Origin of the sequence: Parasphingorhabdus sp., from assembly GCF_036568145.1 — a bacterium.
GTDB lineage: Bacteria > Pseudomonadota > Alphaproteobacteria > Sphingomonadales > Sphingomonadaceae > Parasphingorhabdus.
The window spans coordinates 1-26,896 of sequence record NZ_DATCTC010000023.1 but is presented as its reverse complement, the minus strand read 5'-3'; the positions used below and the strand labels follow the sequence as shown (position 1 = coordinate 26,896).

Genomic DNA, 26,896 nt, shown 5'->3' with positions numbered 1-26,896 from the left:
CTGCTCTGATTTTCCCCGTAAAAGAGGGGTTCGAAGTCCGCTTTTTGCGTCCGTAGCCGAATAGCCGTCATTTCGAAAACCCCGCCAGTGGCACATCCAAAGCGTTTTCATTCAATGAATATCGCCACTTTGGATGTGCCGGTCGTGGGGTTTTCCGGCTTAGTTGTAATCCTGGATATGGATCACAAAGCACTTGGGGACTTCGCCTTATCCGGTCGAAATCCCCAAGAGAGTTCTAGAAACCCATCCGCAGGGATAAGCGCAAGCCCAGTGCGACTTTGTCCTGCAACTGTTCCTCCGCGTTTATTTCACCCGCAACGGACAGGTTGCCGGAGCCGCCGATCAGCCGCAATCCGCCGATCCATCCATCGGTTCTGGTATCGGGGCTCAGCGTGAATGACTCGCCGTCCTCGAACCTGGCAACGGTATTGCCTAGTTTGCCGCCGATTCCCTGACGATAACCACCTTCTACCTCGGCGCGCAGCCAGTTGCCGGTGGGGTCATTGTCCCCGAAATTCAGCGCCGCTGCCATCGTTGTATTGAGGGCGAGTTCATCACTGTCCCGCCCTTCCACGATCAGGTTGAACGCATCCCCGCCTTCGGTTTCGGTATAGCCTTCCTCTTTCAGGTTATAATAATCGACCGATACCGCCGGACGGAGCGAAAAGCGGCCCACATTCATTTCATAAGCAAGGCCACCGGCAAGGCTATAAAGATCGCCATTCCAGTCCGCGACCGCATAACGCTCTACCCGGTTGCCGTCATTGTCCGATTCAAAGCGTCGCTGGGAATCAAAGTTAATCTTGGCATATGAACCTCTTGCAAAGACCCGCAATCCGCCCCAGCGCGCGCGCCAGTATCCGGCAAATTCATATTGGTCACTATCCACTTCGTTGGCGGCATCGGCATCGCTGTCATTACTGTTGAGATAGGCGAAGGATATTCCGAAATTGCCGAAAGAACCCGTTTCAACTTCTACGCCGGCTGATGTCCCAAGGCCGGTAATATCATAGCTATCTGTCTGACCGCGGCCTTTGGACAAATCCCATACAGTCTGTTGCAGCCAGAAGCCCCAACCCCCCTGATCGCTATAGGGGCCGACCGGATCGGTGAGGAACCTTGCCGTAGAACGTGACCCCTGGGTGACAGTGGCGAAAACACCGCCAGCATGATCGGGCAACATCTGTTGAATAGTCTCGTCAAATGCTTGGGCCGTAGTCGCGCTCAGGAAGCTGGATGCAACAGCGGCATCATTATCCAGAACGGCAAACACCGCTTCATAAGCGCTGGTCTGTGAAGTGGTGAGGTCCATTTCCTCGGCGGTTTTGCGTTCAATATCAACCCAGACTGCGCCTTCGTCATCGTCGCTCGAAATGCTGCTTTTGAACATATAGGACTGGATAACGCTGTCAGATTCCAGATTTTCCCCGCCCGTCAGGTTCGCGGCGTCGATTATCTGATACCGGCCCTCGGACTCGGTGACACTGACCAGCTTGATTTCCAGCTTTGACCCGGCATCAAAATTGGCACTGTCCGCGACCCGGAACTGGGTGAAATTGCCGGACTGTCCGTCGATGACAATGCCAAGCGTGCCTTCGCCGGTAACATTCAGCGAAGCAATGTCCACCGGCGCGATATTCGTGGCCAATAGCGTGCCGCCATTCACATTTATCGTGGCACCGGCAGAGCCAGCCAGTGTCCCGCGAAACACGCTGTCGCCGGATAGTGTCAGGCGATCTGCGCCGCCGCCAAAGTCCAACCGGCCTGCAACCGTGCCGCCAGCAATATCGAACACGTCATCACCAGAGCCGAAACGCACGTCACCGTGAATGGCGGGTGCGGCTTTATCTTCCTGAGCGATCTGGCGGACGGTCGCGCCAGCATTATTTTCGGACAGGTCGATGGCGATGGCAGTTCCTGCATCGCCGCTTTCGCTGATCGCGCTGATCGTGCCGCTATTTTCAACAGAGGCCAGCGTACCGGACCGGTCAATAATCGCGCCAGCCGAGCCGTCTTCCGCAGCTTCCGCGCTGATCGTGCGGCTATTGGTGATGGAGGTCAGCACAGCTCCCTCTTCCACCAGTATCGCATATACGGCGGAGCTTTCGTTATCACCACCCGTTGCCTTTATCGTGCCGTTGTTAGTGATTTGCGGCACGGTGGCTTTGTCACCGATACGGATGGCGGTGGCATTGTCATCAAAAGACTGGGCGCTCACCGTGCCATTGACCAAAATGCCTCCGACAATTTCCGTCTCTCCGCCAAGGCCGCCGATCAACAAGCCGTTACCGGCGACGCCTTCATAAACACCCTTGCCCTGGATCGTTCCGTTAATAACAACTCCGTTGCCGTCTGCGGCATCCCCGGCAACTGCGCCAATGGTTACGGTATCGCTCGTTGAACCGATTTGAACACCAGGCGCTTCACCATAAGAGGTGACCGACGCGCTGCCTTCCTTATCATCGTCGATGCCGTCATTATCTTCGTCATCATCATCCTCGTCATTATCGGCGGGGCGAATGTCGAATAATATCCCGCCTGCAACATCATCCGATATTGCCAGTGCCGGGCCACCTTGTAGCAGATCATCCTCATCAAGATCGGAGACATCGCTAGGCCGGGCCGTGTGGCGATAGCCGGTAGATGATATTGTTCCGTGAACCAGCAAAGTCCCGCCAACCGGGCCGGTAATGGTTGCACCAACCGCGCCGTCCCCTTGCGCCGTTATCGTCCCTCTGAGTGTCACATCGCCCGATACAGCGCCGGTGCGTACACCAACGCTGTTATCGCCGACGACCGAGATCCTCCCGCTTTGCTCAAGTGATCCGGTTAGCGGTCCTTCCAGCGATATTCCGGCGCTGTCATTGCCTTCGATCTTTATGTTACCGCTGTTGATTACGGACCCTGTAAAAGCGCCTTCTGTTCGGATGCCATAGCGATTTTCACCGGTAGCGAACTGGCCATCAAGGTCGCCATCCTCATCGTCGTCCTCGGGTGTGTAATCCTCATCGATAATGATAGAACCTTTGTTGGTAATGGTCCCGGCGCGGCCGGCCTCGGCAAAAATTCCCTGAGCGTTATCAGCGTCGGTTATCTGGATCTCGCCTTCATTGGTGACATCATGATCGCTGTTAATCGTTACCGCTGTGCCGCTCTCCAGCTTTATCGAGCCATCTTTGGTAATTCGTATCTTATCATTGCCGGTGGCAATGGCGGTTGTCCGTTCATCATCAATAACCTTTTCGGCATGAACCGGGACCGCTGCGATCATGGCAATGGGGGTGAGGCAGGTGCAAGTGAGTAAAATACGCATTCAGGCTTCCTTGTCTAAAGATATTGGTTCGATATCCGACAAGACGTCACTGACGCGGCCAACCCGCATAAGCCGGGATAAAAATCGCCGCGATAGGCGATTAACCCACTGTAATTATTATGGATTATTGGAGCAAGAACTAGGGGCGTTCTTGGGTTTGGTTTTTAGAATTTTGCGTCAAAACCAATGCGTATGGTGCGTGGACGCAGCGGAGTGAGCTGCTCTCCATAGGGCAGGGTGAACGGTGAGCCGAGGGCAAAACGGTTGCCAACCCGGTTGAAAATATTGGATGCCTCCAGCCAGACCGAACGTTGCCCCAGATCAAGGCTCGCTGACAGGCCGGTATTGGTATAATCGCCTTGCTGCGCGCCTAATACCGGGCCGATGCCGAGCCGCGATTTTCCGGTGTAACGCGCCCATGCCGCCAAAGACAGGTGCGTGTCATCGGACAGAGCTTTCGCATAGCTGACGCCCAGTCGTCCCGAAAAATCTGCTACATTGGGAAGGTCATCACTTTCAACGATGACTGCCCCTGCGGGCAGATCATCAGCCAATTGCTGGCCTGCTTCACGCACAAAAATCAATGCTGCTGGCTTGGTCAGACGACTGTTGGCCCAGATGGCGCTTGCTTCCACCGACAGGCCGGGCAGGGGGCGCCAGTTCATCGACGCATCGAGCGTCCATATCCGACCGCTACCGATATTTTGTGTGACCGGAAGGCTGTCATTATCGATCAGATCGGCCTGAATATCGTTCCATTTGGTATGCGACACGGTAATGCCAGCACTAAAACCGGTTTCGCCGCCGCTACCGTAAACCAGTCCGCCTTCAATCGCGGCTACGTCATCATTGCGGAACCGTTCGACCATTTCATTGCGAACTGCAATACCGCCTGCGCGAAACCCTTCCTGATAGCGGGCATGTGCTTTGAGGCGATCTGAAAACCGGTATTGAATCCCGAGCGAGGGAAGAAAAGCAGTCTGGTCACGCTCTGCCTCTTTTTTTGCCACTGATACCAGTAATTCCGCCGTATCCAGCGTTTTACCCGATAGCCACACATGACTTAAGCGGCCCCCCGCATTGACTGTCAGACGGTTTGAAAGCGGCCAGCTAATCTCGCCAAAGCCTGTGGCCTCACTCGCTTCATTCTCGATTCCCGCAATCGCGGCCGTAAAAAGACTGGCCTCATGCACGCGCCTGATTTGATAGCGGTTATTGATCAGGCTCGTGCCCAGAATCCAGCTTGCGCCATTGTCTAGCGATTTTGACAATCGTGTTTCCGATGTGATCAGCCTGATTTCACCGCGCTGGCGAAAAAGAGCGGGCTGTTCGGGAAAGAACAGACCATCGGACGGTATTGTCGCGTCAAATGTTTCGGACAGCTTCTGGTCGACAATATTGACCGCGGCCATCAATTCCATATCGTTCCAGTGTTTACGCAGCACCAGTTGTCCCAATGCAAACCGGTTGCGATATGGCTGGGCAAAGGGCGTCGCGCGATCAAGCTTGTCACCAAGTTCGTCGGCATATTGGCTGTCACGCCCGTCAATTTCCTGCGCCGCCGCCATCAGGTCAATCGACCAGCCTTCGCCGGGTTCAGCGCGCAGCATGAAACGGCCACCAATCGTATCCACGCGATTGACATCGTTCAAATCGCGCCGCCGATCATCAATATAACCGCCTTGCCGGCCACCATAAAGCGACGCGCGAATACCGACTGATCCTGCGATCAATGGCACGTTTAAGGTCATATTCCCGTCAAACGAAGGATTGCCGTCTTGCGTCGCCCCAAGTGCGATAGAGGTTTTTCCGCCAAGCTCGTCCAGTTGCGGTGCATTGGGCACCATCCGGATCACGCCGCCCAGCGTACCGGCACCAAAGCGGGTTCCTTGCGGCCCCTGATGAATTTCAATGGCGCTCAAATCAATCAGCCGCAAATCCGGGTCCGGTGCATTATAATTCAACCGCGCTTCACCCAGATACTGGCCTGAAACCGCCTGATTAGGCCCGTTGAAACTGGAATCTGCGATCCCGCGGATAAAAATGCGATTGCGACCCGGACCAAGCTGGGTTGAGCTGATTGTCGGTAGCGTGTCGATCAGCGCGCCAGTGCCTCTCATTTGCGCTGATGGTCCGATTTCGTCCAGCGTCAGGGTTTTCAGGCTGCCCAAGGCTTCACTATTGAGGTCATTATTTATCAGATGTCCGGTCACCACGATGTCCGGATAGGCAAGGGGCGGGGCAATCGGCCGGGCTTTGGCATAGCGAGGATTCGCCGATGCTGTTTTTCCTTTTTGGCCCATCGGTATAATACGCCAGTGGCCCGTGTGGACGCGCTCAATCTTTGCCTGACTTCCGGCAAGCAGACGCAGCAGAGCCTGACGGGATGTCATCCGCCCCTTGATACGTGGCACACGCCTCGCACCCATTCGGGGGTCGGCCAAACCAATGCTGATGCCCGCCTGTTCACCCAGCACAAAAATCGCAGAATCAAGGCGACCTGCGGCAACATCAATTTCAACCTGACTGTCGGCATGAGCCGGGGCGGCAATCGCGGAGCCCAGCACAGCGGCCACTATGCAACTATGGTACCGCATTATCTCCAATCAAAATCCAGCCTTCGGCTTGTTTCTGGGCCTGCACGCCGAGCAGCGCGGCGATAGGCTCAATATTTTGGGGATCACGGTCCTTCAGTTGAATGATACCGCTGAACGGGCGTGCTGCAATTGCTTCGGATACGGTGATGTTGACACCCAGATTACGGCTCAGCACTTGTGCGATCTGTTTCAAAGGCTCTCCGGTGAAGCCGAGTTGACCTGTGCGCCATGCGCCAACCTGCGCGATCGAAATGTCCGATACGGTCACCCGATTTCTCGCCCCGTCCCGATAAAGCCGCTTGCCAGCGGGTAGACTGATATTTTCACGCTCCGGATTATAAATAACCACGCCATCGGATACCGCCACGTCAAGAATGTCCTCGCTCTTCACGACGTTGAATTCCGTTCCGGCATCAACCAGACGGATATTACCGGAATCAACAATGAATGGATCGTCATCATCATGCACAACCGTAAACAGCGCCTCGCCGCGATCAAGGTGGGCATAACGGATTTTCTTGCGATCCAGTTCGATCTTTGTATCGCCGTTCATCTGTATCCGGCTGCCATCGCTCAGCGTTAATGTTTTCCGCTGCCCCGGTCCGGTCATTACATCATAGGGTTGGGGCATCTGGGTCCAGATTCCGGCGCCCACCGCAGCTACCAGAGCTGCAGCTATAGCGCCGGACATTACCCGCCGACGGGTGATAGTAACCGGCGCTGCATGATCATCATTGGCGGGTTGGCGAAGGTGGGATATGCTATCCTGACCGGGCTGGCCGGACTTGTCGGACGGCTCGTCAAGCGCCTCGACCAAATCTGCATATTGATCTTCGGCCAGCAACGCTTCTTCATAAGCGATATTGTGCAAGGCATCGGCCTCAAGCCACTGGGTAAAGCCGTCCCAGTCCGCAAAATCGGGCTCGCGCACGCGTATCGCCCAGGCAATAGCCTGCTCCCGGATCATGTCATTTATTTCAGCCATAATATCTGTCCTGGGGCATAGACGTCACGGCGTGCCCGGACCCGTATGCTAATCTCCATTTTCGCGCTCCCTCCACGCTGCAATCGCGCGATATGCCTTTTGCAGATCTTTTTCGACGGCGCTCAGGCTGATACCCATTTCTTCGGCAATCTGCCGCTGGCTGATGCCATCTATACGAAAGCGCCTGAAAATCTGGAATACCCGAGGCCCCTCCTTTCCAATCTGCGTCTCTATCTCGGCCAGTTGCTGGCGTGCGATCAAAGTCCGGTCAGGAAGCGGCGCATCAGACGCCCCGCCGGTTCCATGAGTGGTTTCGCTCCATTCATTGTCGCGTTTGCGGGCCCGCTGGGTCATGCGAAAGCGATCATGCATCAGATTGTTGGCAGCCCGATAGAGATAGGGCAACGGAGTGTTGATAGCGCTGTCATCCATGTCCACCACCCGTAACCAAAGATCCTGTAATATATCCTCGGCATTCTCGCTTGCACCGCGTGAGCGCAAAAAACGCAAAAGTGCATCGCGGTGGTTGAGGAAGACGACTTGAAGCTCTTGCTGTGCCATTAGCTGACGAATCTCTGCAATTGGGGAGCGGGGGCACTTGTGAACGGATGAATATCATTCTGCAAGCCCCGATTGGTGCACGGACATTTCCATACGCACCATATGTTGTGGTTGGGATATCGTGGTTGGGCCGGGCAAGCCTGGGCCAGAATCCGTTACTTTCCGGGCCTTCAAAAATAATTTCAGAAAATATTGCGGGTTTGGACAAGTGGCAACGTCACAATGATCGGACCCATCCCCTGAGCTTACGGGTCCCGATTCCCAAAACTAACCCCGAAGATTTGGGAGTCCGGGGGGAAGGTAAGGAGCATCCTTCCCCCCGGCTTTCGGCCAGAACAAGTTTTACAGGGAACCGAAAATGTTACGCATCGGATTATTAATGCTGTCATTCATTCTTTCCGGTTGCGCCTCTTCAGGCACCCTTTCTTCAAGCACCAATGGCTCAATCGCGGACAGAAACGCGGCAGCCTTTGCCCTCAATGCGCAAGTGCGCGAAACGACCGAATGTATTCAGTTGCATCAAGTGCGCTCCACCAGGGTTATTGATCGCATAGGAATTGCGTATGAAATGCCCGATCGAAAAGTCTGGCTTAATCGTCCCAAATGGGGCGCGTCCATGCTGAACGGGTATCTCGTCATGGTGACGCACGATGGCCGTAACAAGCTTTGTTCAGGCGATATAGTGCGATTTATGGACAGTTCACTGACGGGCTTTCTGGGGGCAGTCGGGCTGGGTAGTTTTGTGAGCTATTCCAGCGATGAATAATAGAAAAGTCTGGATGAAAGTCTCACGGCTGTCATGCTTTCGCCGCCTTCAAATACCGAAAGGAGCGCCGGATCGAGTCGGGCAGGGGCACCATTACTGACGCTAGCGGATATATCTGTTGCAATGCAGTCACGCTTTGCGGGTTTTCGTCATGATTATGACATGAAAAAGGGTTCTAACTATCAGCTATGGTGGACTAATGATCCAGTCTTTACCAAAGAAGGACCCGTTGAAACCAATCCCAATCCATACGATCCCGTAAATCTCGGGACCCCCCAGGAGAGATCATGAGAATTGCAAAATTTTTGACCGCTACCGCAATCGGTGGTTTAGTTTCCGTTGTGCCTGCATATGCCCAGGACGTCCAGGAAGAGGCAGTGATTGATGACAATGTCATCATCGTGACTGCATCTAAGCGTGAAACAACCTTGCAGGAAATCCCCATCTCGGTTTCTGTGACCAGTGCCGAAACCATCGAGCAAGCTGAAATCCGCGATCTTCTGGACCTTCAGTCCCTGGTTCCCTCGCTGCGCGTATCGCAATTGCAAAGTTCGGCCAATACCAATTTCGTTATTCGCGGCTTTGGTAATGGTGCCAATAATGCAGGTATAGAACCTTCGGTGGGTGTGTTTATCGACGGCGTATATCGCTCTCGCTCGGCGGCGCAGATTGGTGATCTTCCCAATGTCCAGCGGATCGAGGTTCTTCGCGGACCGCAATCAACTCTATTCGGTAAAAACGCATCTGCCGGTGTTATCAGCGTGATTACGCAAAAGCCGCAATTTGAATTTGGCGGTTCTGCTTCGCTGACATACGGCAATTACGACACAATCATTGCGAAAGCAGATGTCACCGGACCTATTACCGACAGCGTGGCGTTCAGCCTTGCCGGGAATTATAACCGCCGTGACGGCTATGCGCAGGATCTGGCATTGGGCACGGACGTTAATGACCGCAATCGTTGGGGCACACGGGCCCAGTTGCTGTTTGAACCATCGAACGATCTTTCGGTTCGCCTGATTGCGGATTATGACAAGATTGACGAAAATTGCTGTATCGCGGCCAATGTCGTGAACGGCCCCACCGGGGCGATTGCCGACGCATTGGCTGGTGGCATCGCGCTTGATCCGGAAAATCCGTTCTCATACGATGTTTACAACAATTTCCTGTCGACCAATAATATTGAAAATTACGGCGTATCGGGTCAGATTGACTATAATTTCGGCGCGATGAGCCTGACATCCATTACCGCTTACCGGCGGGTTAATGCCGTGACCGATCAGGATTCTGATTTTACCGGTGCTGATATTGTGGGCCGGAATTTTGCGGATTCACGCATCAAGACCTTCACTCAGGAACTGCGTCTGGCCTCTGATTTCGATGGCCCGATCAACTTCCTGCTTGGCGGATATTATTTCGACGAGAATATTGACCAGATTAACCAGTTCTATTTTGGCAGCCAATTCCGCCCTTATGGCAATGCGCTGGTGCAGGCGGCTTCTGACGGAGCTTTGAGCGTCCCTGCTCTGGAACAGACTTTGGGTGCGCTGGACGGTGATCCGACCCAATATATTGGAAGTTTTTTCCGCACTGGTGACGGCTTTGACGAAGCCTATGATTTCAGCAACGAAGCCTATTCGATTTTCGGAACGGTCGATTTTGAAATTACTGACAGGCTGACGCTGACCGGGGGCTTTAACTACACCAAGGACAAAAAGCGCTTTTTGACAAACGTCATCAGTTCCGATACCTTTTCGGGTATCGACCTTGATGCGCCGCAATATGCGCCATTTCGTGAACAATTGCTGATTGGCGGCGGTGTCGACCCTGCTACGGCGGCGTTTCTTGCCGCTAATCCCACGATCACCTTGCCCGATGGTACGAGTGCAAACCCGTTAAGTGGTTTCAAAGCGTTCCAGTTCTTCCCGCCGTTCCTGAATGTACCGAACGCGGTCGAAGATGGCCGGACCAAAGACGATGACCTCGCTTGGTCGGTTCGCGCTGCTTATACGGTTAACGACAATGTGAACGTCTATGCGACCTATGCAACCGGGTTCAAGGCAAGCTCGATCAACTTGTCACGGGACAGCCGGCCATTGGCGGCAGATTTGCCGGCGATCATCGCTGGCGGATTGAACACGCCTAATCTGTCTACCGGCTCCCGTTTCGCCGGACCGGAAAATTCCGAAGTCTATGAAGTCGGTTTGAAAGCCCAGTTTGACTATGCAGCCTTCAACATTTCGGCGTTCAAGCAAACTATCGAAGGGTTCCAGAGCAACGTGTTCACCGGAACCGGTTTTGCATTGGCTAATGCCGGCAAGCAATCCACCTTCGGGATAGAGTTTGACGGCTCGGTAACTCCGGTTGACCCCCTGACCTTGTTCCTGGCGGTCACATATCTGGATCCGAAATATGACTCGTTCGTCAATTCGGCCTTTGGTGATATTTCCGGCGCGACTCCGGCAGGTATCCCCGGCATTTCGGCGTCCATGGGTGCAACCTACACGCATGAATTTGACAGCGGATCGCGGCTGATTGCACGCGGCGACTATCTGTATGAAAGCCCGGTAAACATGGTGGACGGTCTGGCCGGTTTCCCTGACGGCTTTGCGGAAAGCCTGAAACGGGAAGTCAATCAAATCAACGCCGCAGTAACCTTTCAGCATATCAGCGGTTTTGAATTGTCGGTCTATGGCCGCAACCTTACTAATGCCAAATATCTGACAACAGTTTTTCCGTCAGTGGCGCAAAGCGGCAGCATCAGCGGTTATCCCAATCAGCCGCGGACTTATGGTGTGACAGCACGCTATAAATTCTAAAAAAGCCTGAAAGGCCCCAGCCTTCATGAATTCAACAAAAGCCCTGCCGGGAAACTGGCAGGGCTTTTTTATGCATAATTTCGGTCCCGTCCTGGATGTTCAAGTGCAATAATGTAATGCACCAATGCATTTTTTTAATTTCAGTCTGGACTTAATCACACGATTAGTTGAATATCAATGCATCTGGGGAGATGGGCATAAAGTCACACTCTCCGGGCAACATAGGGGATGGAGAGATTTATGCGTAAATCGTTACTATTAGCCGCCACCGCAATATCTGCAGTCGGCACACCAGCATTAGCGCAAGATAACAGGGTTGACGATAATATCATTATCGTGACGGCGCAGCGCCAGGCGCAAAGCCTGCAAGAAGTTCCAATCGCAGTTTCCGCGTTCGATTCAGCCGCACTGGAAGCGCAGCAGATTGAAAATAGCTCCGATCTTCAACTGACGTTGCCGAACATCACCTTTACCAAAACCAACTTTACCAGTTCCAGTTTCACAATCCGCGGTATCGGCGATCTTTGCGTGGGCACGTCCTGCGATCAGGCAACGGCGATCCATTTGAACGATCAGCCATTATTCCAGACTCGACTTTTTGAAACAGAGTTTTTTGACCTGGAACGCGTCGAAGTATTGCGCGGCCCGCAAGGGACTTTGTTTGGACGTAATGCAACCGCCGGCGTGGTCAATGTCGTAACCGCCAAGCCCAGAATTGGCGAGTTCCAGGCTTCCGGTGATGCCGAATATGGCAATTACGACGCGATCAAAGTCAAAGGCATGGTCAACATTCCGATTGGCGAAAATCTCGCCCTTCGCGGTGCCGGTGTCTATGTAAAGCGGGACGGTTATACGACCAACCTCAACGGCGGGCCTGATCTTGACGATCGTGAATTATATTCGGTTCGCGGATCGCTGCGGTTCGAGCCTACTCCCGACACCACAATTGACCTTTATGCTTCCTATTTCCGCGAAGACGACAATCGTATGCGGATCCAGAAACAATATTGTCAACGCGACCCGACAGGCATTTTGGGCTGTTTGAACAACACCCGCAATGCTGAGTCTTTTAACGCGAACTCGACCTTTACGGCGGCTTTGTCATCGCAAGAATTTCTTGCGATCCGCGGCATACCTGCCGCTTTTGCGCTGGGCAGCCTTTATGGCCCGGACCAATATGCCGGTATCGATGTTCCATCAGATCCACGGACGGTAAACACGGCCTTCACACCCGAATATTTCGCCAGCGAGCTGACTTTCCAGGGCAAGATCGAACATAATTTCGGCCCAATCAGCGCGCAGCTTTCGGGCACCTATCAAAAGGTGAAGCTGGAATCACGGCAGGACTATAATAACAATATCGGTAGCCGGGCCAATTATGCGACCGGACTGAACACGCTTGCTGCGGCTGCGGCTGGGTTAGTTCCCGGTCTGCCAGCGGCATATTTCTCGCCCATTGCCAATGCGATCATTCCTGATGGACCGGACGGGGTATTATGTACCTCTGACACGGACACCATCGGCCTTGGTTCTTTTGGTGGCAACAGCAACTGCGCGATGTCACCGCTTCAATATGACCGCTCCAACCAGTATAATGATAGTTGGTCGGCAGAGGCGATTTTCTCAAGCGATTTTGATGGTCCGTTCAACTTCCTGGTTGGCGGCATCTATGCCGACTATCACATGACCGAGAACAGCTATTATGTGAATGCGTTTGCGATTGATTATGTGGCCGGTTTGCTCGGCACCTTCTCTGCATTAGCGAACACAGATGAAATGGGCGATCCCGCGCCGCTGCCGCCATCGTTCCTTGCGACGCCGTATTTCCGTAACAATACCGCTGATTTGAAAGTTAAATCTTACGGTCTGTTTGGCGAAGTCTATTTTGACATTAGCGATAAACTGAAACTGACAGGTGGCCTGCGTTACAATAACGACAAGAAAAATGTTCTTGCACGTTCGACGCTGGCAGATTTCCTGGTGCCCTTTAGCCAAACCACCGATGCATTTGAATCACCCTATGTCGGATCTTTTGATGCTGACCCAGGTATCCCGGGCAACCAGCTTTATCAAAGTCGCAAAGTTAAATTCAATGAAATTACCGGGCGCGCGGTAATCGACTATACAATCACCGACGATAATCTGGTCTATGCGTCATATTCTCGCGGCTATAAGTCAGGGGGCTTAAACCCGCCGCTTCAGCCTATTTTCGAGGTTCCGGAATCTTTCGCACCTGAAAAAGTAGATGCTTTCGAAATCGGATCGAAAAATACGATTGGTGGCGGCGCTCTGCAACTGAACCTGACGGCTTTTTACTACAAGTACAAGGATTTGCAGCTCAGCAAGATTGTCGCGCGAACTGCGGTTAACGAGAATATTGATGCCGATATCTATGGTGCGGAAATCGAGGCCATCGTTCGCCCCGATCCGGACTGGACGATCAATATGGGCTTCAGCTATCTGAAGACAAAGGTCAAAGGCGATACGTTTAACAGCGACCCACGTGACTTTGGCGGTGGCCGTTCCGATGCCGTGATTATCAAGGATATAACCAACTCGTCCAATTGTGCAGTGGCGTCCTCATCCGGGAGTGCTGCAGGCGTTAATGCCTTTGTTAATACCGTGAATAGCGTGATCAATGCTGGCCTGGTCCCCGGCGTGCAGGCGGGAGCGAATTTACAGCCGACGACTGCTTTTCCGGCAAATGGCAATATTGCTTCCACTGGTGCGTTCGGTATTTGCGAGGTACTGGAAGCGGCGGCCGCAGGCGCGTTCGTGGGCGGTGGACTTGATCCATTGGCATTCGGCGGGATTGACTATTTTGCGGCCGGCGTACCGAAAAATATTCGGGGAAATACGCTGCCGCAAGCGCCTCGGCTGAAATTCTCCGCCGGTGTTCAATATGCCATGAACTTTGACAATGGCATGAGCCTGGTACCGCGGGTTGACCTTGCTTATACGAGCGAAAGCTATGGCAGTATCTTCAACGGCAATGTTAACCGGATTAAAGGCTATGCACAGGCAAACGCCCAGATCCAGTTAAATGGGACGGATGATCGTTGGTATGTCCGTGGATTTATCCAGAATCTTTTCGATAGCAACTCGGAAACCGGATTATATGTAACGGACCAATCTTCTGGCCTGTATACCAATGTCTTCACGCTTGAGCCCCGCCGCTATGGCATCGGGGCTGGCTTCAAGTTCTGATCTGAACCGATCACGATAAGGACAAAGCCCTGCCGGGAAACTGGCAGGGCTTTTTTTGTCAGAAAAGAGCGTGAAGGCATCGTCGATAAACGGCCGTTCTGCCCCACTTGCAAATCACTGGATCAGTAATGCACTGTAACCGTGACGGTATCCCGATAGTTGTCGGCGGGATAGTTTGCGCTGGGCAGGGTGGCATAGACCGAGATTATACTATTGGTTCCTGTGCCAGTCCCGGTCACGCCGTTCCCGGTGCTGGAGCTTGTCGCGGTATTGCCCCAGGCCGGCCCGGTGCTGCTGGTCTTTCGCAACTGATAGGGAACCTTGGCGGTATTGCCTGCACTGCCCGACATCACACCCGCGCCGTTTATGTCGCCGTTGGAAGGAGCGAGGCCAATATTATAAGGCGTTCCGCTGGGGCAATTTACAGCGATCTGGCTGCTGGCGGACCGGTTCGTCGCTGTGCTTTGGATCACGCCGAAGTTGATGTTCGATCCAGCGCCAGCCGTGATCGTACAGGCGTTTATGACCGTGGCCGTGACGGGCATATTAAAGTCCCTACCGGCAAAGTTCGTGTAGGTGCGCTGGCAGGTAGGGTTTCCCGCGACCAGGATGCCCACCGTCGCGTTGTAGAACCAGGTCTGATAGGTACCGGGAGGTGCCGTCTGCCCGCTGGGGATATAGCCGTAGAATGATAATGTGCCGGTTCGCGTTCCTCCGGCTGCTATTGAAATGGCCGTGCTAATCGGCGCGCTCGAGTCCCAGATCTGTGCACGGTTTATTGATGTGTACAGGTTATAATAGAGCAGGTTATTGCCATATGCCATCGCCGGCTGGGCTTCGGTACCGGGCCATGCGACAGGCCCCCGCACAGTGCAAAGTGTCAGGTTGACCGCTGTGCTTCCGTAATTCCGGCAGCTATAGTTGACCGAACCCGTCCCCGATTGTGACGTCCCGAAGTTTATCGATCCATTGGCATCGCAGTCGACGTTGGCTTGCGCAGGTGAAGGCCAGAATGCGAGCGCGAGGATGAATATAAAGGCAAGTGCCAGAAGGGCGGGTTTTCTGGTGTCGGTCATCTCTCGGCTCCCTCTGGAAGGCATGTGAGCGGGCCAATCCGCGGTAGTGCATCGGCCGATTGTGGGTATTCGAAGCGCACCGAACAGGAACCGCCGGGCGTCTCGACGTCAACGGTGTTGCTGTCCTCGAGCACTTCGAGATAGACCGCGCCGTCGAAACCGACCACCGCGGGTTCTGATTGTCCCCCGCGCGGTAAAGCCCTGCTCCCCAGTGGAAGCGGCTTGCCGATTTCATCTACCAGAATCAGCGTTGCGGCGCGAATCTTTTCCAGATCGAAGCGGACTATTGTCCCTGATCGATCGGCTGGTGTCACGGTCGCTTCGACGCTCCCTGTGCGGATGTCCGCAGGCAGGTCCAGTACGTCTATTGCGATCTTGTTATTCTCATAGGCGTTGAGGCCTGTCACCAACAGCTTGCCGTTGGCTCCGGTCTGTCCAACAACATTGTTGCGAAGCTTCACTGGTACGCCCGCGATACCCTCTGTGCTGACCACGGCGAAGCTGTCCTGTATCTCGCGCGCTGCAAAGAGCGAGCCTCCGGACAGCACAAGCGAGCCGGAGGCTCCGGCATAGCCGCTGACCTGGCCCTGGTCCACGCGTCCGCCCGCCACGATGCGTCCGTGGTCGCCCAGATACTGGACTTCTCCTGCACCGTTTTGGCGATTGCCGGCGTGCTGCACTTGCGCGCGCCAGCCAAAGCCGCCTTCGTCCGGGATCGACCTTGAGGCATCGATACTGGCGAAGGTCGAGTCGCGATCACGCTGCACCGAAGCGTTCACCATCGAGCGGTCGCCGAGCCTGACGCTGATCGAGGCGAAGATGCTGCGATTTCGTGTATCCTCAAGATCGGCGCTGGCTTGCAGGTTGAGGCCGACATTTGGGCCCAGCGACTTGGACCAATAGGCGCTGACATAGCGCGAGCGCGGCTGTGCCTCGAATTCCAGGTCAACGTAGCTCGCCCCGAATGTACCGAAACGCTGAAGACTGTGGCTAACCTGTGCCGACATCGCCCGGCGCGGCAATGGAGAATCCTCCAGCGCAGCCAGATCGCGAAAGCCATTACTTGCCTTGGCCAGATTGAATGACACGTTCGTTTGACGGTCGGACCAGCTATAGCCAAGCGTGTACTTTGTCCCGGAGTTATCACCCGTGCGGCTGTGCGAAAGCGAGCCGGAGAACACACCGAACTGTCCCGCGCGCCAGTTGGCGCCCACGCCGCCGAGTGCCAACTTCGTGCTGGCTTCGCTGTGCGCTTCCAGCGTCAGCCGGTCCGTCATCCCGCGGCGGATCGTACCGCTCACAAAGGGATTGGGCGCATAATCGAATGAGCGGATGCCATAACCCCGCCGCAGAAACCCCGTCTCGACGGTCCAGTCGGTCAGGCCTCCTCGAAGCAGGACAGGCGTGTGATACAAGTCGAACGTCACGGTGCTTACCTGACCCAGCGCATCGGTAATTACGACTTGTCCTGAACCGGATCCGGCGCCCCCGGCGGGACTGGAAATCTGGAACGGCCCGGGGGGAACTTCCCCCGTCGCCTGCTTGAGCCCGTCGATATAAAGCTCGACAGTCGAGGGCAATGCCGTCTCGCCGAAAAATTGTGTCAGGGGCGTGGTGACGAGATATGGCTGCAACCCGAAATCGGTGCCGATCTGCAATCCGCCAAAGCGCGTAGAGCGCGACCAGCCGGTAGCCGCCGTCAGGCTATCTCCTGCTTTTGCGACCAGCAACTGCCTCGGGAAGGATACCGTAGCGCTGGAATCAAGGCGAACGGTTTTCACCGACCAGTCGTTGTTAGTGGAGGACGCCTGTGTCAGAAATGTGGTGCTGGCGACGCCCAGCGGGCTGAAAGCGCGCAGCTCTGAAAAGGCGCTGGCCGTGCGCGTTTCACCGGCCACACCGCCGAAAATATTGTAGTTGTAAATCAGGCCAGTCCCGCTGACCGCCTCCGCTTCGGTGGGAAGCGAGGGTTCCAGCAAGCTCACATCCCGGCTCAACAGCGATACCGGGACCATGATACGCAACCTTTGGTTCGGGCCATCATACACGTGTTCGAGGCCGGGAACGTCGGCCAGACGAATTTCGTCGGGAGCGTCCGGATCTAGCCTTAGCCCAAGCTGGTCAAGTGTGCTCCGGCTCGCCCAGAGATCCTGACCGCGCATTGTGAATTCGGCAATTCCGAGCGGAAGCGCGTTCACACTCGTTTCAAGGTAGAGGACCATTTCGTCCACGACGGAAAGCTCCGGCACTTCTGCCGGGTCGTCATTGTCTGCTCTGCTAGACGGGAATTCTGCTTCTTGCGCTTTTGCGGCGATGGGACATGCCACTATCGCGATCTCAGCGAGAAGAACCGGCCAGTGGTAGCTCCTGCTGAGTCTCTTGACCATTGATCCTTACCTCGAGACTAGCTGCAGACGCATTAGCCGGCCAGGGTTCAGCAGTGCCCCAGGACCGAGTTGCGCCGGGAAGGGCGTATCCGAGAAGGCCGGGAGCCAGAACCGTCTGGCGTCCGTCGCTCCAGCGAATGGACACATCCGCGATCTGGGCGTGTTTGAGCCCGCTGTTGGAAACACCGATACCGATTTTTCCGTTAACCTCGCTGAGGCTCCAAGTCAGGCTTGGCTCCGGCTCGGCGCCAGCAGGCTGGATGAAGATCGGCAATGAATAACGTAGCACGAAGTCGATCCCCTCCTTGTCATCACGGGCAACGGGAAGTTCGTCGATCACGACGCGATATGAGTCCTCGGGTTGCCCCTCGGCCGGTGCCGGCTGCGTCCGGATTACACGGACGAGCTGTTCGCCGCCGGGTTCCAGAACGACCATCGGAGGACTGATTACAAGGCCAGTCGAGGGATCGAGTATGTCCCCGTCCGGACCTTGCCGCCAGTGATAGACGCGCACCTGGGCATGGACGGTGGAATTGCCAACGTTACTCAACGTCAGCCCGTCGGCCGTTTCTTTTGCAGTAAGAGTGACGGTGACGGGGGAAACCTGCAGCCCGCTCGCATATGCTGGTGCAGATGCAAGCAGACCCAGAGCGCCTGCATAAAGGGCCAAGCGCAATCTCTTGAGAATCCCCGTCATTGTCTTAGTAGTTCACGTTGACGGTGACAGTGTCTCTGTAGTCATCAGCGGTGAAGTTGGCGCTAGGTGCGTTCGCATAAACCGTGTGCGACTGCGCTGCGCCTGAACCGGTGCCGGTAACACCGTTGCCGACGCTCGTATCCGTGGCAGTGTTGCCCCATACTGTTCCGCCAGCACCAGCAGTCTGCTGCAATTGGTAGGGAACCTCGTCGGCATTGCCAGCCGTGGTTGATGCCAATAGACCGCTACCGTCAGTGTTGCCGCTTGTGGGCGCAAGACCGATAAAGTACGGTGTGCCCTTTGTGCAAGTCACAGCGATGGAATTGCTGCCTTCTACATTCGTCGCCGTGGAAGCAACGGTTCCAAGATCAATGTTAGAGCCCGCACCTGCGGTTACCGAACAAGTTTTCTCGATCGTCAATAGTACGTCGAATGTATCGGTTGCAGTGGCTGCGCTCGCCGCCGTGCCCGAAAGCATCATAACGGTAGCGAGTGCGGCACCGATTGCGCGAGATGGTGTGTTAAAATATTTCATGGGGGATGCTCCAGTATGTAAACATGTGTTTATAGGTTTCAAATAGGGACTGAAATATTTTTTACAAGTGCAAAGAGTGCATTTTCTGTTGTGGTTTTGACAAGGCCTATTGTGAAGTTCATCCCATTACGTTACCTGTAACGCGCGCGGGGGAGTGGATTGATCAGTGCGGCAAAGCCCATGGGGCTCTGTTACGGACCTTGCGCTGAACAGCGGATGAATCGTATGGCCCTCGCTGGAAGTTATTTATTGCAGATCTCGCACGTCGGGTAATGACGACATTAGCATCTGTAACCCTCCATAATCTAACTGCAATATGCAATATCAGCAGGATAAGGGATCTTGTAATCAATGAGTCCCGACTTTTGTACTGAGTGTAACAACTTGACAACTATTCCGGGCTAAGACACCTTGTTTTCTCCAATGGGGAGAGGGTAGTCTTAGAGGAGAGTGGTTTGCGCCTATCGAGATTCTTTGCGATCTCGTCTGCCATCGTCGGGGCAGCTTCTTCAACGGCGCACGCAGACAACCAGGCAGCCACTTTCGATGTGCAAATCCGAATATTGCCCCGTTGCGCCGCTTCGACGGGTTTCCTAAAATCCGAAAAGGATTCAGGAGCGGAGCAAAATCAGGCCAGAATCACCATCACCTGTTCCGAGGACAGTCCATGGTCCGTGCGTATGATCGAAAGAGCGGGAAAGAGCGCGACAAGCCTGCCGGGTGGCCGAGCCGTTTCGGGTATTGGATCGGGAATGATCATCCCGGACATAGGCCCGCTTGCAGACGACCGGCAATCCTATGCCGACATAATCGCCGTGGATGTGACCTATTAAGGAAGCGGTTTATGAATTGTGGCTGGCCGCTGTGACTCTCGGAAGATCGGAAGCGATAGATGGCCGTCCCTGTTATGAGGTGCCACCCTCCTTTACAGTCGGGATTTTTTCAGGTCATCATCCGCCGGATGATGTCTCATACCGAAAAAATGGTGCCGAATATCCGACTCGAACGGATGACCTACCGCTTACAAGGCGGTTGCTCTACCAGCTGAGCTAATTCGGCGCTGGTTTATGGCTTCAGCCATTAACGAGCGCTCTTTGCTTCAAAAAACGCCAAAGGTCCAGCCCTCTTTTTGTGCAATTTCATCTGTGAGCTTTAGCGGGTGCCACAGCCTTGCTTCCATGCTGGCATTTTTCATCCAGGCGGCGGTAATTAAGGCATCTGTGCTATGGTCATCATAGTGCCGCAATTTCTCTGGCAGGGGCGCACCCAATGCCCGTAACGCGGCGTCCAACCCGCTGCGGTCCCGAATCTTGCTTCTGCCTTTTGGTAATCCGGCGGCAAGTGCGGCAATAGTTGTGTAGATTTCTACAATCATCGGCCCGCTATCCGGGACAGGGTCAAAGGGCCAAACGGGAATCGCTCCGTTTAATTGATGCAGCATCCGCATCCCGGTCAGGCTGGATTTGCCGACCTGCGCCGCTCCGACCAGGTTGAAGCAACTGGCGCTGTTGGCCTGGCCGGTGGCGCGTTGAAGTTGCTCGACAATACGCAGTCGCCCAGTCCCGCCAGTAAATAAATCTCCCACATGGTCGCGGCTATGGCGAAAATGGCGCGCGGCTTCGTCATGGTCCAGAAAGGAAAGGACATTCAGATAAGGATCCGTAGCGCACAGGCTTTCCACCAATTTCCACAACCCAGAGGCGTCGGCGGGGCTATCATCCCATTCCGGAAAATAGGCTCCGCAATCATGGAAAGGCAATGCCATGGACAGGTCAAAACCGATCAGCATATTCTGATTTGTGGCAGCTATCCCAAGCAACCAGTCGCGAATGTCTTCGCGGGACCATTTCGGATCGGGAGAGAGCAGGACAGGTGGCCCATTTTGCCCGATTGTTGCGACAGCTATACCGCCTGGCCGTTCAGTCTTGGCACCAGACCAGTCTATGCAGGTGAAGGTATCGAAGCGGCGCATGGAATGTGTTTAGCGCATGTATCCGATGATTGGAAAGGGGCGGGGAAAGCGCAATAAAAAAGGGCAGGCCGCGCTGGCCCGCCCCTTATTTTCAGATGGCTGCTATACCTATTCCTTGATAACCGGTTTGCGCGGCGCAGTTTTGGCGGTCGGTTTTTTTGGTGGATTGGAGTATAAATCTTCCAAAACCTTGCCAGCCACATTGCGGCCACCCCAACCAAAAGCCAAAGCAGCCGCAGCAGCACCACCGATCACGAGAGCCATGAAGGCCATTTCAACGATCTCTTCGCCAACACCCATGAATTGCAGTCCCATGAAGGTGAACAGCACGATTGCAGCGTAACGAACGATGGAAGCCGCCATATTGCCTTCGCCGGTGCCACTGATAATCCGCGCCAGTAAGTTAGCAATCAGGAAGCCAACGCCGATAACAACCGCGCCAAAGATGACCCGGCCACCAAGTTCCAAAATCCGGTCCAATATGATGGTAAGTTCTAAAAAGCCCAACATGCGCGTTGCAGCGATGGCAAAGAACAACATGATCGCAATCTGCGTTACGCGGGCCAGAACGGATGTAAGAGCTATTCCGCTTGGCAGGATTTCAAGAGCTGCAACCGATTGGTCAACGCCAAGTCCTGGCAAGACTTCCTTGATGATCCGGACAACAAATTTGCTGATCAGATAGCCAATGCCAAGAATGATAGCGGCCCCGATAATGTTCGGAATAGCGGCAAGGATCATGCGGAGCATATCGCTGGCCGGAGCAGAGACGGATTCAAGCTGTAACGCCTCGAGCGACAGGATAGCGACCGGAATGATGATCAGCACATATACAATTGTTCCCAAGGTGCTGCTGATCTGAGTATTGCCGGTAACCGTATCAACGCCGCCGCGATTGGCCCATTTGTCAAAGTCAACGGTTTGCAGGGCAGTGACCAGAATATCACGGACAATGCGGGCCACAACCAGACCGATAAAGAATATTATCGCCGCACCCAACAGGTGAGGAACAAATTCCATGATACTGTTCAACAGAGTTTGAATAGGCGCATCAACGCCGCCCAGTCCCAATATGCGAAGTATAATTAGCAAGCCAAAAAGCCAGATAAGCAAAGAAACGATTTTGCCGAGCGATTCACCAACCGAGATGCCGGATGATGTATCGCGCCTGAGGAAACCTACATTGTCCACCAGTTTGGCGAACGCCCATTTTGCAGCTTTTGCCAAAACCCAGGTAACAACCAGAGCGATCAGTGCAAGACCGACTTTCTCGCCTAATGATATCATGAGCTCAGTATCGAGCGCATAATTGCCTATTCTCATCCTATCCATTTGAGGTCCCCTAATTGTGATCAATTATTGTAGTCCCGATAGGATGTTAACACGTTATGCGTGCAAGATATAGTGGTGGGCGCCGCTGAAACAGGCTGAGGATGTAACTATCTGTCACTTATCACTAGAGCGTCATGTCGATTACAGCCCGTCCGATTACCTTGCGCTGTTCCAGAACGCGCAGGGCTTCGGCGGTATCGCCCAGTGCAAAGCTGTGGGAAATGTGAGGGCGCATTATACCTTGCTGTGCCAGATTGCGGAGTGCTTCTTCGCTGCGCTGCGCCAATTGGGGATCACGCCGTGCGCTTTCTCCGGCGCGTAGGCCGATGAGGCTATAGCCCTTGATAAGGGCGTGATTGGCGGGAAAGGACGGTATCTTGCCACTGGCAAAGCCGACGATGAGATAGCGGCCGCCCCAGTTAATCGACCGGGTAGCGGTTATCGCCAGGTCACCACCGACAGGATCGAACACGACATCTACGCCTTTACCGCCGGTCAGTTCCTTGACCCTGGTTGCAAGCTCCGGATCAGCCGGGTCCAGGCTGTGCGCTGCTCCTGCCTCTGTGATGGCTTGGCGTTTCGCGTCGCTGGAACCCGTGCCTATGACGAGGGCGCCGAGATGTTTGGCGAGCTTTACCGCGGCCATGCCAACTCCGCCGCTGGCACCGAGGATCAGGATGCTTTCCCCGGCTTGAAGTGCGGCTTTGTCGTTCAGAGCGTGCCATGCTGTGATCGCCGCGCCGTGCCAGCAAGCCCCTTCGGCGAAGGAGAAGGCGTCGGGTAATGGCCTGATGCTGGTGGCGGGGAGGACGATCTGCTGGGCATAGCCATTGCCTTTGCTGCCGCCCATTACGCGCTCGCCTACCCTGAGGCCGGTGACTTCCGGGCCGAGTTCCATCACCTCTCCCGCGATCTCCAGGCCTGGAATGAATGGAGGCGCTGGGCGATATTGGTAATTCCCGTAAGTCATTAATAAATCAGGGAAATTTATTCCAGCGGCTTTTACGGCGATCCGGACCTCTCCGGCTTGCAGGGGCTTTGGCTCACTCTCCTGGATGCGGATAGAGTCGGGGCCGGTGAGGGCGGTGCAGACAGCGGCGCGGTATGTTTTGCTCATGAACCTTCTGCGCTCACCACGTCGCGGGTGAAGGCGGCAATGTCGAAACTATTGCCGGGCGTGTCATATCCGCGCCGGACGATCACGAGGTCCAGCGAAGGAATAATCACCAGATATTGCCCGCGGTTTCCAAAGGCGGCAAAGCTGTCCTGCGGAACGCCATCTGTTTTGTTCATCAACCAGAATGTTGCCCCATAGCCAAATTCCCTATCAGGCTGCGGTCCGGACGGGCTGCTTACATATTCGCGCCATTTTGCCGGCAGCAGGCGCTGCGCCTGATCACCGCCATAGGGCCAGATTCCGTCATTCAGATATAACATACCGAGCCGCCCCAGATCGCGGGCGGTGGTCCACACCTGACTGGAAAGGATATAATTTCCCTGCCAGTCGGTCTCCGCATAGGTGCGGGTCATGCCGAGCTTGCGGAAAAAACCATAAGGGTCGAACGCGCTGTCATGCACGGCATGAACAGCCAAAAGCGTATCATTATTGGCATAGCGAAACTGCGTTCCGGGCTTGTGGAGCAAGGGCCAGCTCGTCGTACGCTGGGACACGCTGGCCCCGCCCATATAAACAGGGTCTGTACGGTTGCCCGCTGTATCGCTGGTCAAACCGCTGGCCATGCGCATCAGGTTGTCGAGTGTGATCTGGCGGCGGGGATCGCCTTTATGCGTCCATGCGGAGATATTCGCCGGAGCATTTACATCGGAAAGTCCTTGCTGAACGCTATGTCCGATCAGCGTTCCGGCGATGGATTTTGCAACCGACCAGGTGCGCTGCGCCGTGTGAAGATCATGGCCTTGCTTATAGTGTTCGCCTACGATCCGCCCGTCTTTAATGACCAGAACCCCGCTTGTTTTTCCGCCATATTTGCTTCTGCCAGACGTGCCCAACGCGTCTTGCAGCAGCGGCTTAAACGTCTCACCTGGGGCTGTTTCCGCACCGCGATCACCCATAGGCCACGGCAGATCATCGTGAAACTCGCGCAGATTGAACGGCGCGCCAGACTGGCCCGCTGTAAAACCGATCGGCAAGCCGGTGCAGCCTGTCTCGCTATTCCAGATGGCCGTTCGCGGCGGCATTTCGTCACTATAGGTTACGCGCACCTGCCGCTTGTCTTCGTCAATATCCGCTTTCAGTGTGGGCACTATTTTGGCGATATGGTCATATATGCCGGTTAATTCATCGGCTTTGATATCGGCAAGTGACTTGCCGCCATTCCACAGGCCAGAGCATATGAACTGGGCTTTATATCCCGCCGCCAAAGCGCGGTCATAGTCACCTGGATTCAGGTCGCTTTGCGCTGCCACAGGCGCGGCCATGAATAAAGCTCCCAGTAACAAACCGGGCGTGATCGATTTAGACAGGATCGATTTAGCGGGCCATCTCACGTTTCAACTTCTCCCAATAGTCCAGTCTTTCGCGGATTTTTCGTTCAAAGCCGCGGTTAACCGGTTTATAATATTTCTCGGCTTCCATTTCTTCGGGCCAGTAATCGTCGCCGGAAAAACCTTCATCCGTGTCATGATCATAGCTATAGCCTGAGCCATAGCCGACGTCCTTCATAAGCTTGGTCGGCGCGTTGAGAATATTTTGTGGGGGCATTAATGATCCGGTCTGTTTGGCCGATTTCCACGCGGATTTCTGCGCCCGGTAAGCCGCATTGGATTTGGGGGCGGTAGCGCAATAAAGGCAAGCCTGCGCGATCGCCAGTTCCCCTTCCGGACTGCCGAGAAAATCATAGGCATCCTTGGCTGCCAACGCTTGCACCAATGCTTGCGGATCAGCCAGCCCGATATCCTCGCTGGCAAAGCGGACAATCCGGCGCAGGACATATAGCGGTTCTTCCCCCGCCACCAACATGCGGGCGAGATAATAGAGCGAGGCCTGCGGGTCAGAACCGCGCAGCGATTTATGCAGCGCGGAAATCAGGTTATAATGCCCCTCCCGGTCCTTGTCATAAACAGCCATGCGTCGGTGGAGCAGCTTTGCCAGTGCAGCCGGATCAAGCGGCTGGGGAATATCAAGCGCGAACAGCGTCTCGGCCTGATTCAGCAGGAAGCGGCCATCACCATCGGCGCTGGCGATCAGGGCTTCACGCGCTTCGTCCGTGATGGGAAGCGATTTTCCCGTTAGTGCTTCTGCCTTGGTCAAGAGCTGGCCCAGAGCATCGCTGTTCAGGCGGTTGAGGATCAAAACCTGCGTCCTGCTCAGCAAGGCGGCATTCAGTTCAAAGGACGGATTTTCGGTAGTTGCTCCGACCAAAATCACCGTACCTTTTTCGACATAAGGCAAAAAGCTGTCCTGTTGGGAGCGGTTGAAACGGTGGATTTCATCAACGAACAACAATTTCTGTTTGCCGGTTTTTTGCCGTGTTTCGGCTTCGGCAAAAACTTTTTTAAGGTCCGCAACTCCGGAAAAAACAGCGGATATCGCCTTGAAGTGAAGATCCGTTTCATTGGCGAGCAACCGCGCCAGACTGGTCTTTCCGGTTCCGGGCGGTCCCCAGAAGATGATCGAGGACAGCTTGCCCGCCACGATCATGCGTTTCAGCGCACCGTCTTCCCCGACCAGATGATCCTGACCAACTACGTCATCCAGCTTTTGCGGCCGAAGCTGTTCAGCCAGCGGCGCGTTGGCGGGAATCTCGTCCGGCTCTTGCGGAGCGTCATCAGAGGAGAATAAATCAGCCATCAAATATTATCGCTTCATCCTTATCGAACGGCGGCCTGTTTTATAGGGCTGTGGCCGGATTGCCGTTGCCGGATCAGGCGGATATAGGTTTCCGCGACCGCATGGTTTATCTGGTCCCAGCTAAATTCATCCGCGCGTTTTTCACCCGCCGCTCCGTGCGTCTGGCGAAGCAGCGCATCCTGACAATATAGTTGCAGAACATCGGCAAAATCCCGAATGGCGCCGGGCGTGACAAGCCTTCCGGATTCCCTGTCCCTGACCAGACTTTGGCTTCCGGTTGCTTTGGCCGCGACGACGGGCAGGCCGCAAGCCATGGCTTCCAGCGTCACATTGCCGAAGGTTTCGGTGATAGAAGGGTTGAACAACATATCCATGCTGGCCACCGCGCGGCCCAGATCATGCCCTTGCTGGAACCCGGCAAATATGGCGTCGTCCAACCGGTCCTCAAACCATTGCTGGGCAGGGCCTTCGCCGATGATGAGTACTTTGTGCCTGACCCCGCGGCGTTTCAATTCGTCAATCGTGTCGGCAAAGACATCCAGCCCTTTTTCCATCACCAGCCGGCCGAGAAAACCGATAACCGGCTCGTCATCCGCAATGCCGAATGATTGTCGCCAGGCCAGGTCGCGCTTGGACGGGTTGAAAACATCCTTATCGACGCCGCGCGACCAGATTCCGACATCATAGTTCATCCGCTGTTGCCGCAGCACCTGTGCCATGGATTCAGAGGGCGCAACCAGCGCATCGCAGCGGCGATAAAGGCGGCGCAATATGGCCTCTATCACCGGTTCCAGAAACGCCAGATTATAATAGCGCGGATAGGTTTCAAACCGGGTGT

The 26,896-nt window shown here is 54.8% G+C and carries 18 protein-coding genes and 1 tRNA gene; 4 read left to right on the top strand and 15 right to left on the bottom strand.

The features are described 5' to 3' along the window. Window positions 1-235: 235 nt before the first annotated feature. The 4 genes from VIN76_RS07995 to VIN76_RS07980 all read right to left on the bottom strand — a co-directional run bounded on the left by VIN76_RS07995 (window position 236) and on the right by VIN76_RS07980 (window position 7,456). Window positions 236-3,313 (bottom strand): autotransporter outer membrane beta-barrel domain-containing protein, encoded by a 3,078-nt coding sequence (locus tag VIN76_RS07995; protein WP_332041313.1) that lies wholly within the window; start codon window positions 3,311-3,313, stop codon window positions 236-238. 164 nt (window positions 3,314-3,477) lie between these two features. After that, complete coding sequence (locus tag VIN76_RS07990) at window positions 3,478-5,910, bottom strand: TonB-dependent receptor (RefSeq protein ID WP_332041312.1); 2,433 nt, start codon at window positions 5,908-5,910, stop codon at window positions 3,478-3,480. Beyond that, complete coding sequence (locus VIN76_RS07985; protein ID WP_332041311.1) at window positions 5,897-6,895, bottom strand: FecR family protein; 999 nt, start codon at window positions 6,893-6,895, stop codon at window positions 5,897-5,899. The genes VIN76_RS07990 and VIN76_RS07985 overlap by 14 nt, the downstream gene beginning before the upstream one ends. Window positions 6,896-6,943: 48 nt before the next feature. After that, on the bottom strand, window positions 6,944-7,456 hold the full coding sequence (locus VIN76_RS07980) for an RNA polymerase sigma factor (RefSeq protein WP_332041310.1): 513 nt from the start codon (window positions 7,454-7,456) through the stop codon (window positions 6,944-6,946). 358 nt (window positions 7,457-7,814) lie between these two features. Between VIN76_RS07980 and VIN76_RS07975 the strand changes: the two genes are divergently transcribed. The 3 genes from VIN76_RS07975 (at window position 7,815) to VIN76_RS07965 (ending at window position 14,248) form a co-directional block, all read left to right on the top strand. Then, a complete protein-coding gene (locus tag VIN76_RS07975; RefSeq protein WP_332041309.1) occupies window positions 7,815-8,222 on the top strand; it encodes a hypothetical protein in 408 nt (135 codons plus the stop codon). 287 nt (window positions 8,223-8,509) lie between these two features. Beyond that, complete coding sequence (locus VIN76_RS07970) at window positions 8,510-11,041, top strand: TonB-dependent receptor (RefSeq protein WP_332041308.1); 2,532 nt, start codon at window positions 8,510-8,512, stop codon at window positions 11,039-11,041. A 240-nt stretch (window positions 11,042-11,281) separates the two neighbouring features. Beyond that, the gene (locus VIN76_RS07965) at window positions 11,282-14,248 is read left to right on the top strand and encodes a TonB-dependent receptor (RefSeq protein ID WP_332041307.1); all 2,967 of its coding nucleotides are present in this window, start codon (window positions 11,282-11,284) and stop codon (window positions 14,246-14,248) included. Between the two features lie 122 nt (window positions 14,249-14,370). On the opposite strand, the gene VIN76_RS07960 is transcribed toward VIN76_RS07965, so the two are convergent. From VIN76_RS07960 to VIN76_RS07945, 4 genes are read right to left on the bottom strand one after another with little or no spacing between them, the layout of a single operon-like run. Next, entirely contained in the window at window positions 14,371-15,324 is a 954-nt protein-coding gene (locus tag VIN76_RS07960; RefSeq protein ID WP_332041306.1) for a Csu type fimbrial protein, read from the bottom strand. After that, on the bottom strand, window positions 15,321-17,711 hold the full coding sequence (locus VIN76_RS07955) for a fimbria/pilus outer membrane usher protein (protein ID WP_332041305.1): 2,391 nt from the start codon (window positions 17,709-17,711) through the stop codon (window positions 15,321-15,323). The genes VIN76_RS07960 and VIN76_RS07955 overlap by 4 nt, the downstream gene beginning before the upstream one ends. Continuing rightward, the gene (locus tag VIN76_RS07950; protein WP_332041304.1) at window positions 17,662-18,381 is read right to left on the bottom strand and encodes a molecular chaperone; all 720 of its coding nucleotides are present in this window, start codon (window positions 18,379-18,381) and stop codon (window positions 17,662-17,664) included. The genes VIN76_RS07955 and VIN76_RS07950 overlap by 50 nt, the downstream gene beginning before the upstream one ends. Window positions 18,382-18,412: 31 nt before the next feature. Further along, window positions 18,413-18,943 carry a Csu type fimbrial protein gene (locus VIN76_RS07945; protein WP_332041303.1) on the bottom strand — a complete coding sequence of 177 codons (531 nt, stop codon included), beginning with the start codon at window positions 18,941-18,943 and terminating at the stop codon, window positions 18,413-18,415. Between the two features lie 455 nt (window positions 18,944-19,398). Here VIN76_RS07945 and VIN76_RS07940 point away from each other — a divergent pair, with 455 nt between their 5' ends. Then, window positions 19,399-19,776, top strand: coding sequence for a hypothetical protein (locus tag VIN76_RS07940; RefSeq protein ID WP_332041302.1), 378 nt, complete (start codon window positions 19,399-19,401; stop codon window positions 19,774-19,776). Window positions 19,777-19,926: 150 nt separating this feature from the next. Here VIN76_RS07940 and VIN76_RS07935 read toward each other — a convergent pair. The 7 genes from VIN76_RS07935 to VIN76_RS07905 form a co-directional block, all read right to left on the bottom strand. After that, window positions 19,927-20,002, bottom strand: a tRNA-Thr gene (locus tag VIN76_RS07935). Window positions 20,003-20,042: 40 nt separating this feature from the next. After that, a complete protein-coding gene (locus tag VIN76_RS07930; protein WP_332041301.1) occupies window positions 20,043-20,915 on the bottom strand; it encodes a hypothetical protein in 873 nt (290 codons plus the stop codon). Between the two features lie 108 nt (window positions 20,916-21,023). Beyond that, window positions 21,024-22,247, bottom strand: a complete 1,224-nt coding sequence (locus VIN76_RS07925) for a mechanosensitive ion channel (RefSeq protein WP_332041300.1) — start codon at window positions 22,245-22,247, stop codon at window positions 21,024-21,026. A 124-nt stretch (window positions 22,248-22,371) separates the two neighbouring features. Continuing rightward, window positions 22,372-23,364 carry an NADPH:quinone oxidoreductase family protein gene (locus VIN76_RS07920; RefSeq protein ID WP_332041299.1) on the bottom strand — a complete coding sequence of 331 codons (993 nt, stop codon included), beginning with the start codon at window positions 23,362-23,364 and terminating at the stop codon, window positions 22,372-22,374. Next, complete coding sequence (locus VIN76_RS07915) at window positions 23,361-24,686, bottom strand: serine hydrolase (protein ID WP_332041298.1); 1,326 nt, start codon at window positions 24,684-24,686, stop codon at window positions 23,361-23,363. Before VIN76_RS07915 ends, VIN76_RS07920 begins: the two co-directional genes overlap by 4 nt. 52 nt (window positions 24,687-24,738) lie before the next feature. Continuing rightward, window positions 24,739-26,058, bottom strand: a complete 1,320-nt coding sequence (locus VIN76_RS07910) for a replication-associated recombination protein A (RefSeq protein ID WP_332041297.1) — start codon at window positions 26,056-26,058, stop codon at window positions 24,739-24,741. Between the two features lie 20 nt (window positions 26,059-26,078). Then, window positions 26,079-26,896: glycosyltransferase family 1 protein (locus tag VIN76_RS07905; RefSeq protein WP_332041296.1), on the bottom strand; the 818-nt coding region annotated here is incomplete at its 5' end.

What these genes read in the sequence shown, in the direction of transcription:
- VIN76_RS07960 (WP_332041306.1), bottom strand. Translation starts at nt 15,324, where the DNA reads ATGACCGACACCAGAAAACCCGCCCTTCTGGCACTTGCCTTTATATTC.
- VIN76_RS07945 (WP_332041303.1), bottom strand. Translation starts at nt 18,943, where the DNA reads ATGAAATATTTTAACACACCATCTCGCGCAATCGGTGCCGCACTCGCT.
- VIN76_RS07915 (WP_332041298.1), bottom strand. Translation starts at nt 24,686, where the DNA reads ATGGCCGCGCCTGTGGCAGCGCAAAGCGACCTGAATCCAGGTGACTAT.
- VIN76_RS07920 (WP_332041299.1), bottom strand. Translation starts at nt 23,364, where the DNA reads ATGAGCAAAACATACCGCGCCGCTGTCTGCACCGCCCTCACCGGCCCC.
- VIN76_RS07930 (WP_332041301.1), bottom strand. Translation starts at nt 20,915, where the DNA reads ATGCGCCGCTTCGATACCTTCACCTGCATAGACTGGTCTGGTGCCAAG.
- VIN76_RS07955 (WP_332041305.1), bottom strand. Translation starts at nt 17,711, where the DNA reads ATGGTCAAGAGACTCAGCAGGAGCTACCACTGGCCGGTTCTTCTCGCT.
- VIN76_RS07910 (WP_332041297.1), bottom strand. Translation starts at nt 26,058, where the DNA reads ATGGCTGATTTATTCTCCTCTGATGACGCTCCGCAAGAGCCGGACGAG.
- VIN76_RS07975 (WP_332041309.1), top strand. Translation starts at nt 7,815, where the DNA reads ATGTTACGCATCGGATTATTAATGCTGTCATTCATTCTTTCCGGTTGC.
- VIN76_RS07965 (WP_332041307.1), top strand. Translation starts at nt 11,282, where the DNA reads ATGCGTAAATCGTTACTATTAGCCGCCACCGCAATATCTGCAGTCGGC.
- VIN76_RS07990 (WP_332041312.1), bottom strand. Translation starts at nt 5,910, where the DNA reads ATGCGGTACCATAGTTGCATAGTGGCCGCTGTGCTGGGCTCCGCGATT.
- VIN76_RS07980 (WP_332041310.1), bottom strand. Translation starts at nt 7,456, where the DNA reads ATGGCACAGCAAGAGCTTCAAGTCGTCTTCCTCAACCACCGCGATGCA.
- VIN76_RS07970 (WP_332041308.1), top strand. Translation starts at nt 8,510, where the DNA reads ATGAGAATTGCAAAATTTTTGACCGCTACCGCAATCGGTGGTTTAGTT.
- VIN76_RS07925 (WP_332041300.1), bottom strand. Translation starts at nt 22,247, where the DNA reads ATGGATAGGATGAGAATAGGCAATTATGCGCTCGATACTGAGCTCATG.
- VIN76_RS07985 (WP_332041311.1), bottom strand. Translation starts at nt 6,895, where the DNA reads ATGGCTGAAATAAATGACATGATCCGGGAGCAGGCTATTGCCTGGGCG.
- VIN76_RS07995 (WP_332041313.1), bottom strand. Translation starts at nt 3,313, where the DNA reads ATGCGTATTTTACTCACTTGCACCTGCCTCACCCCCATTGCCATGATC.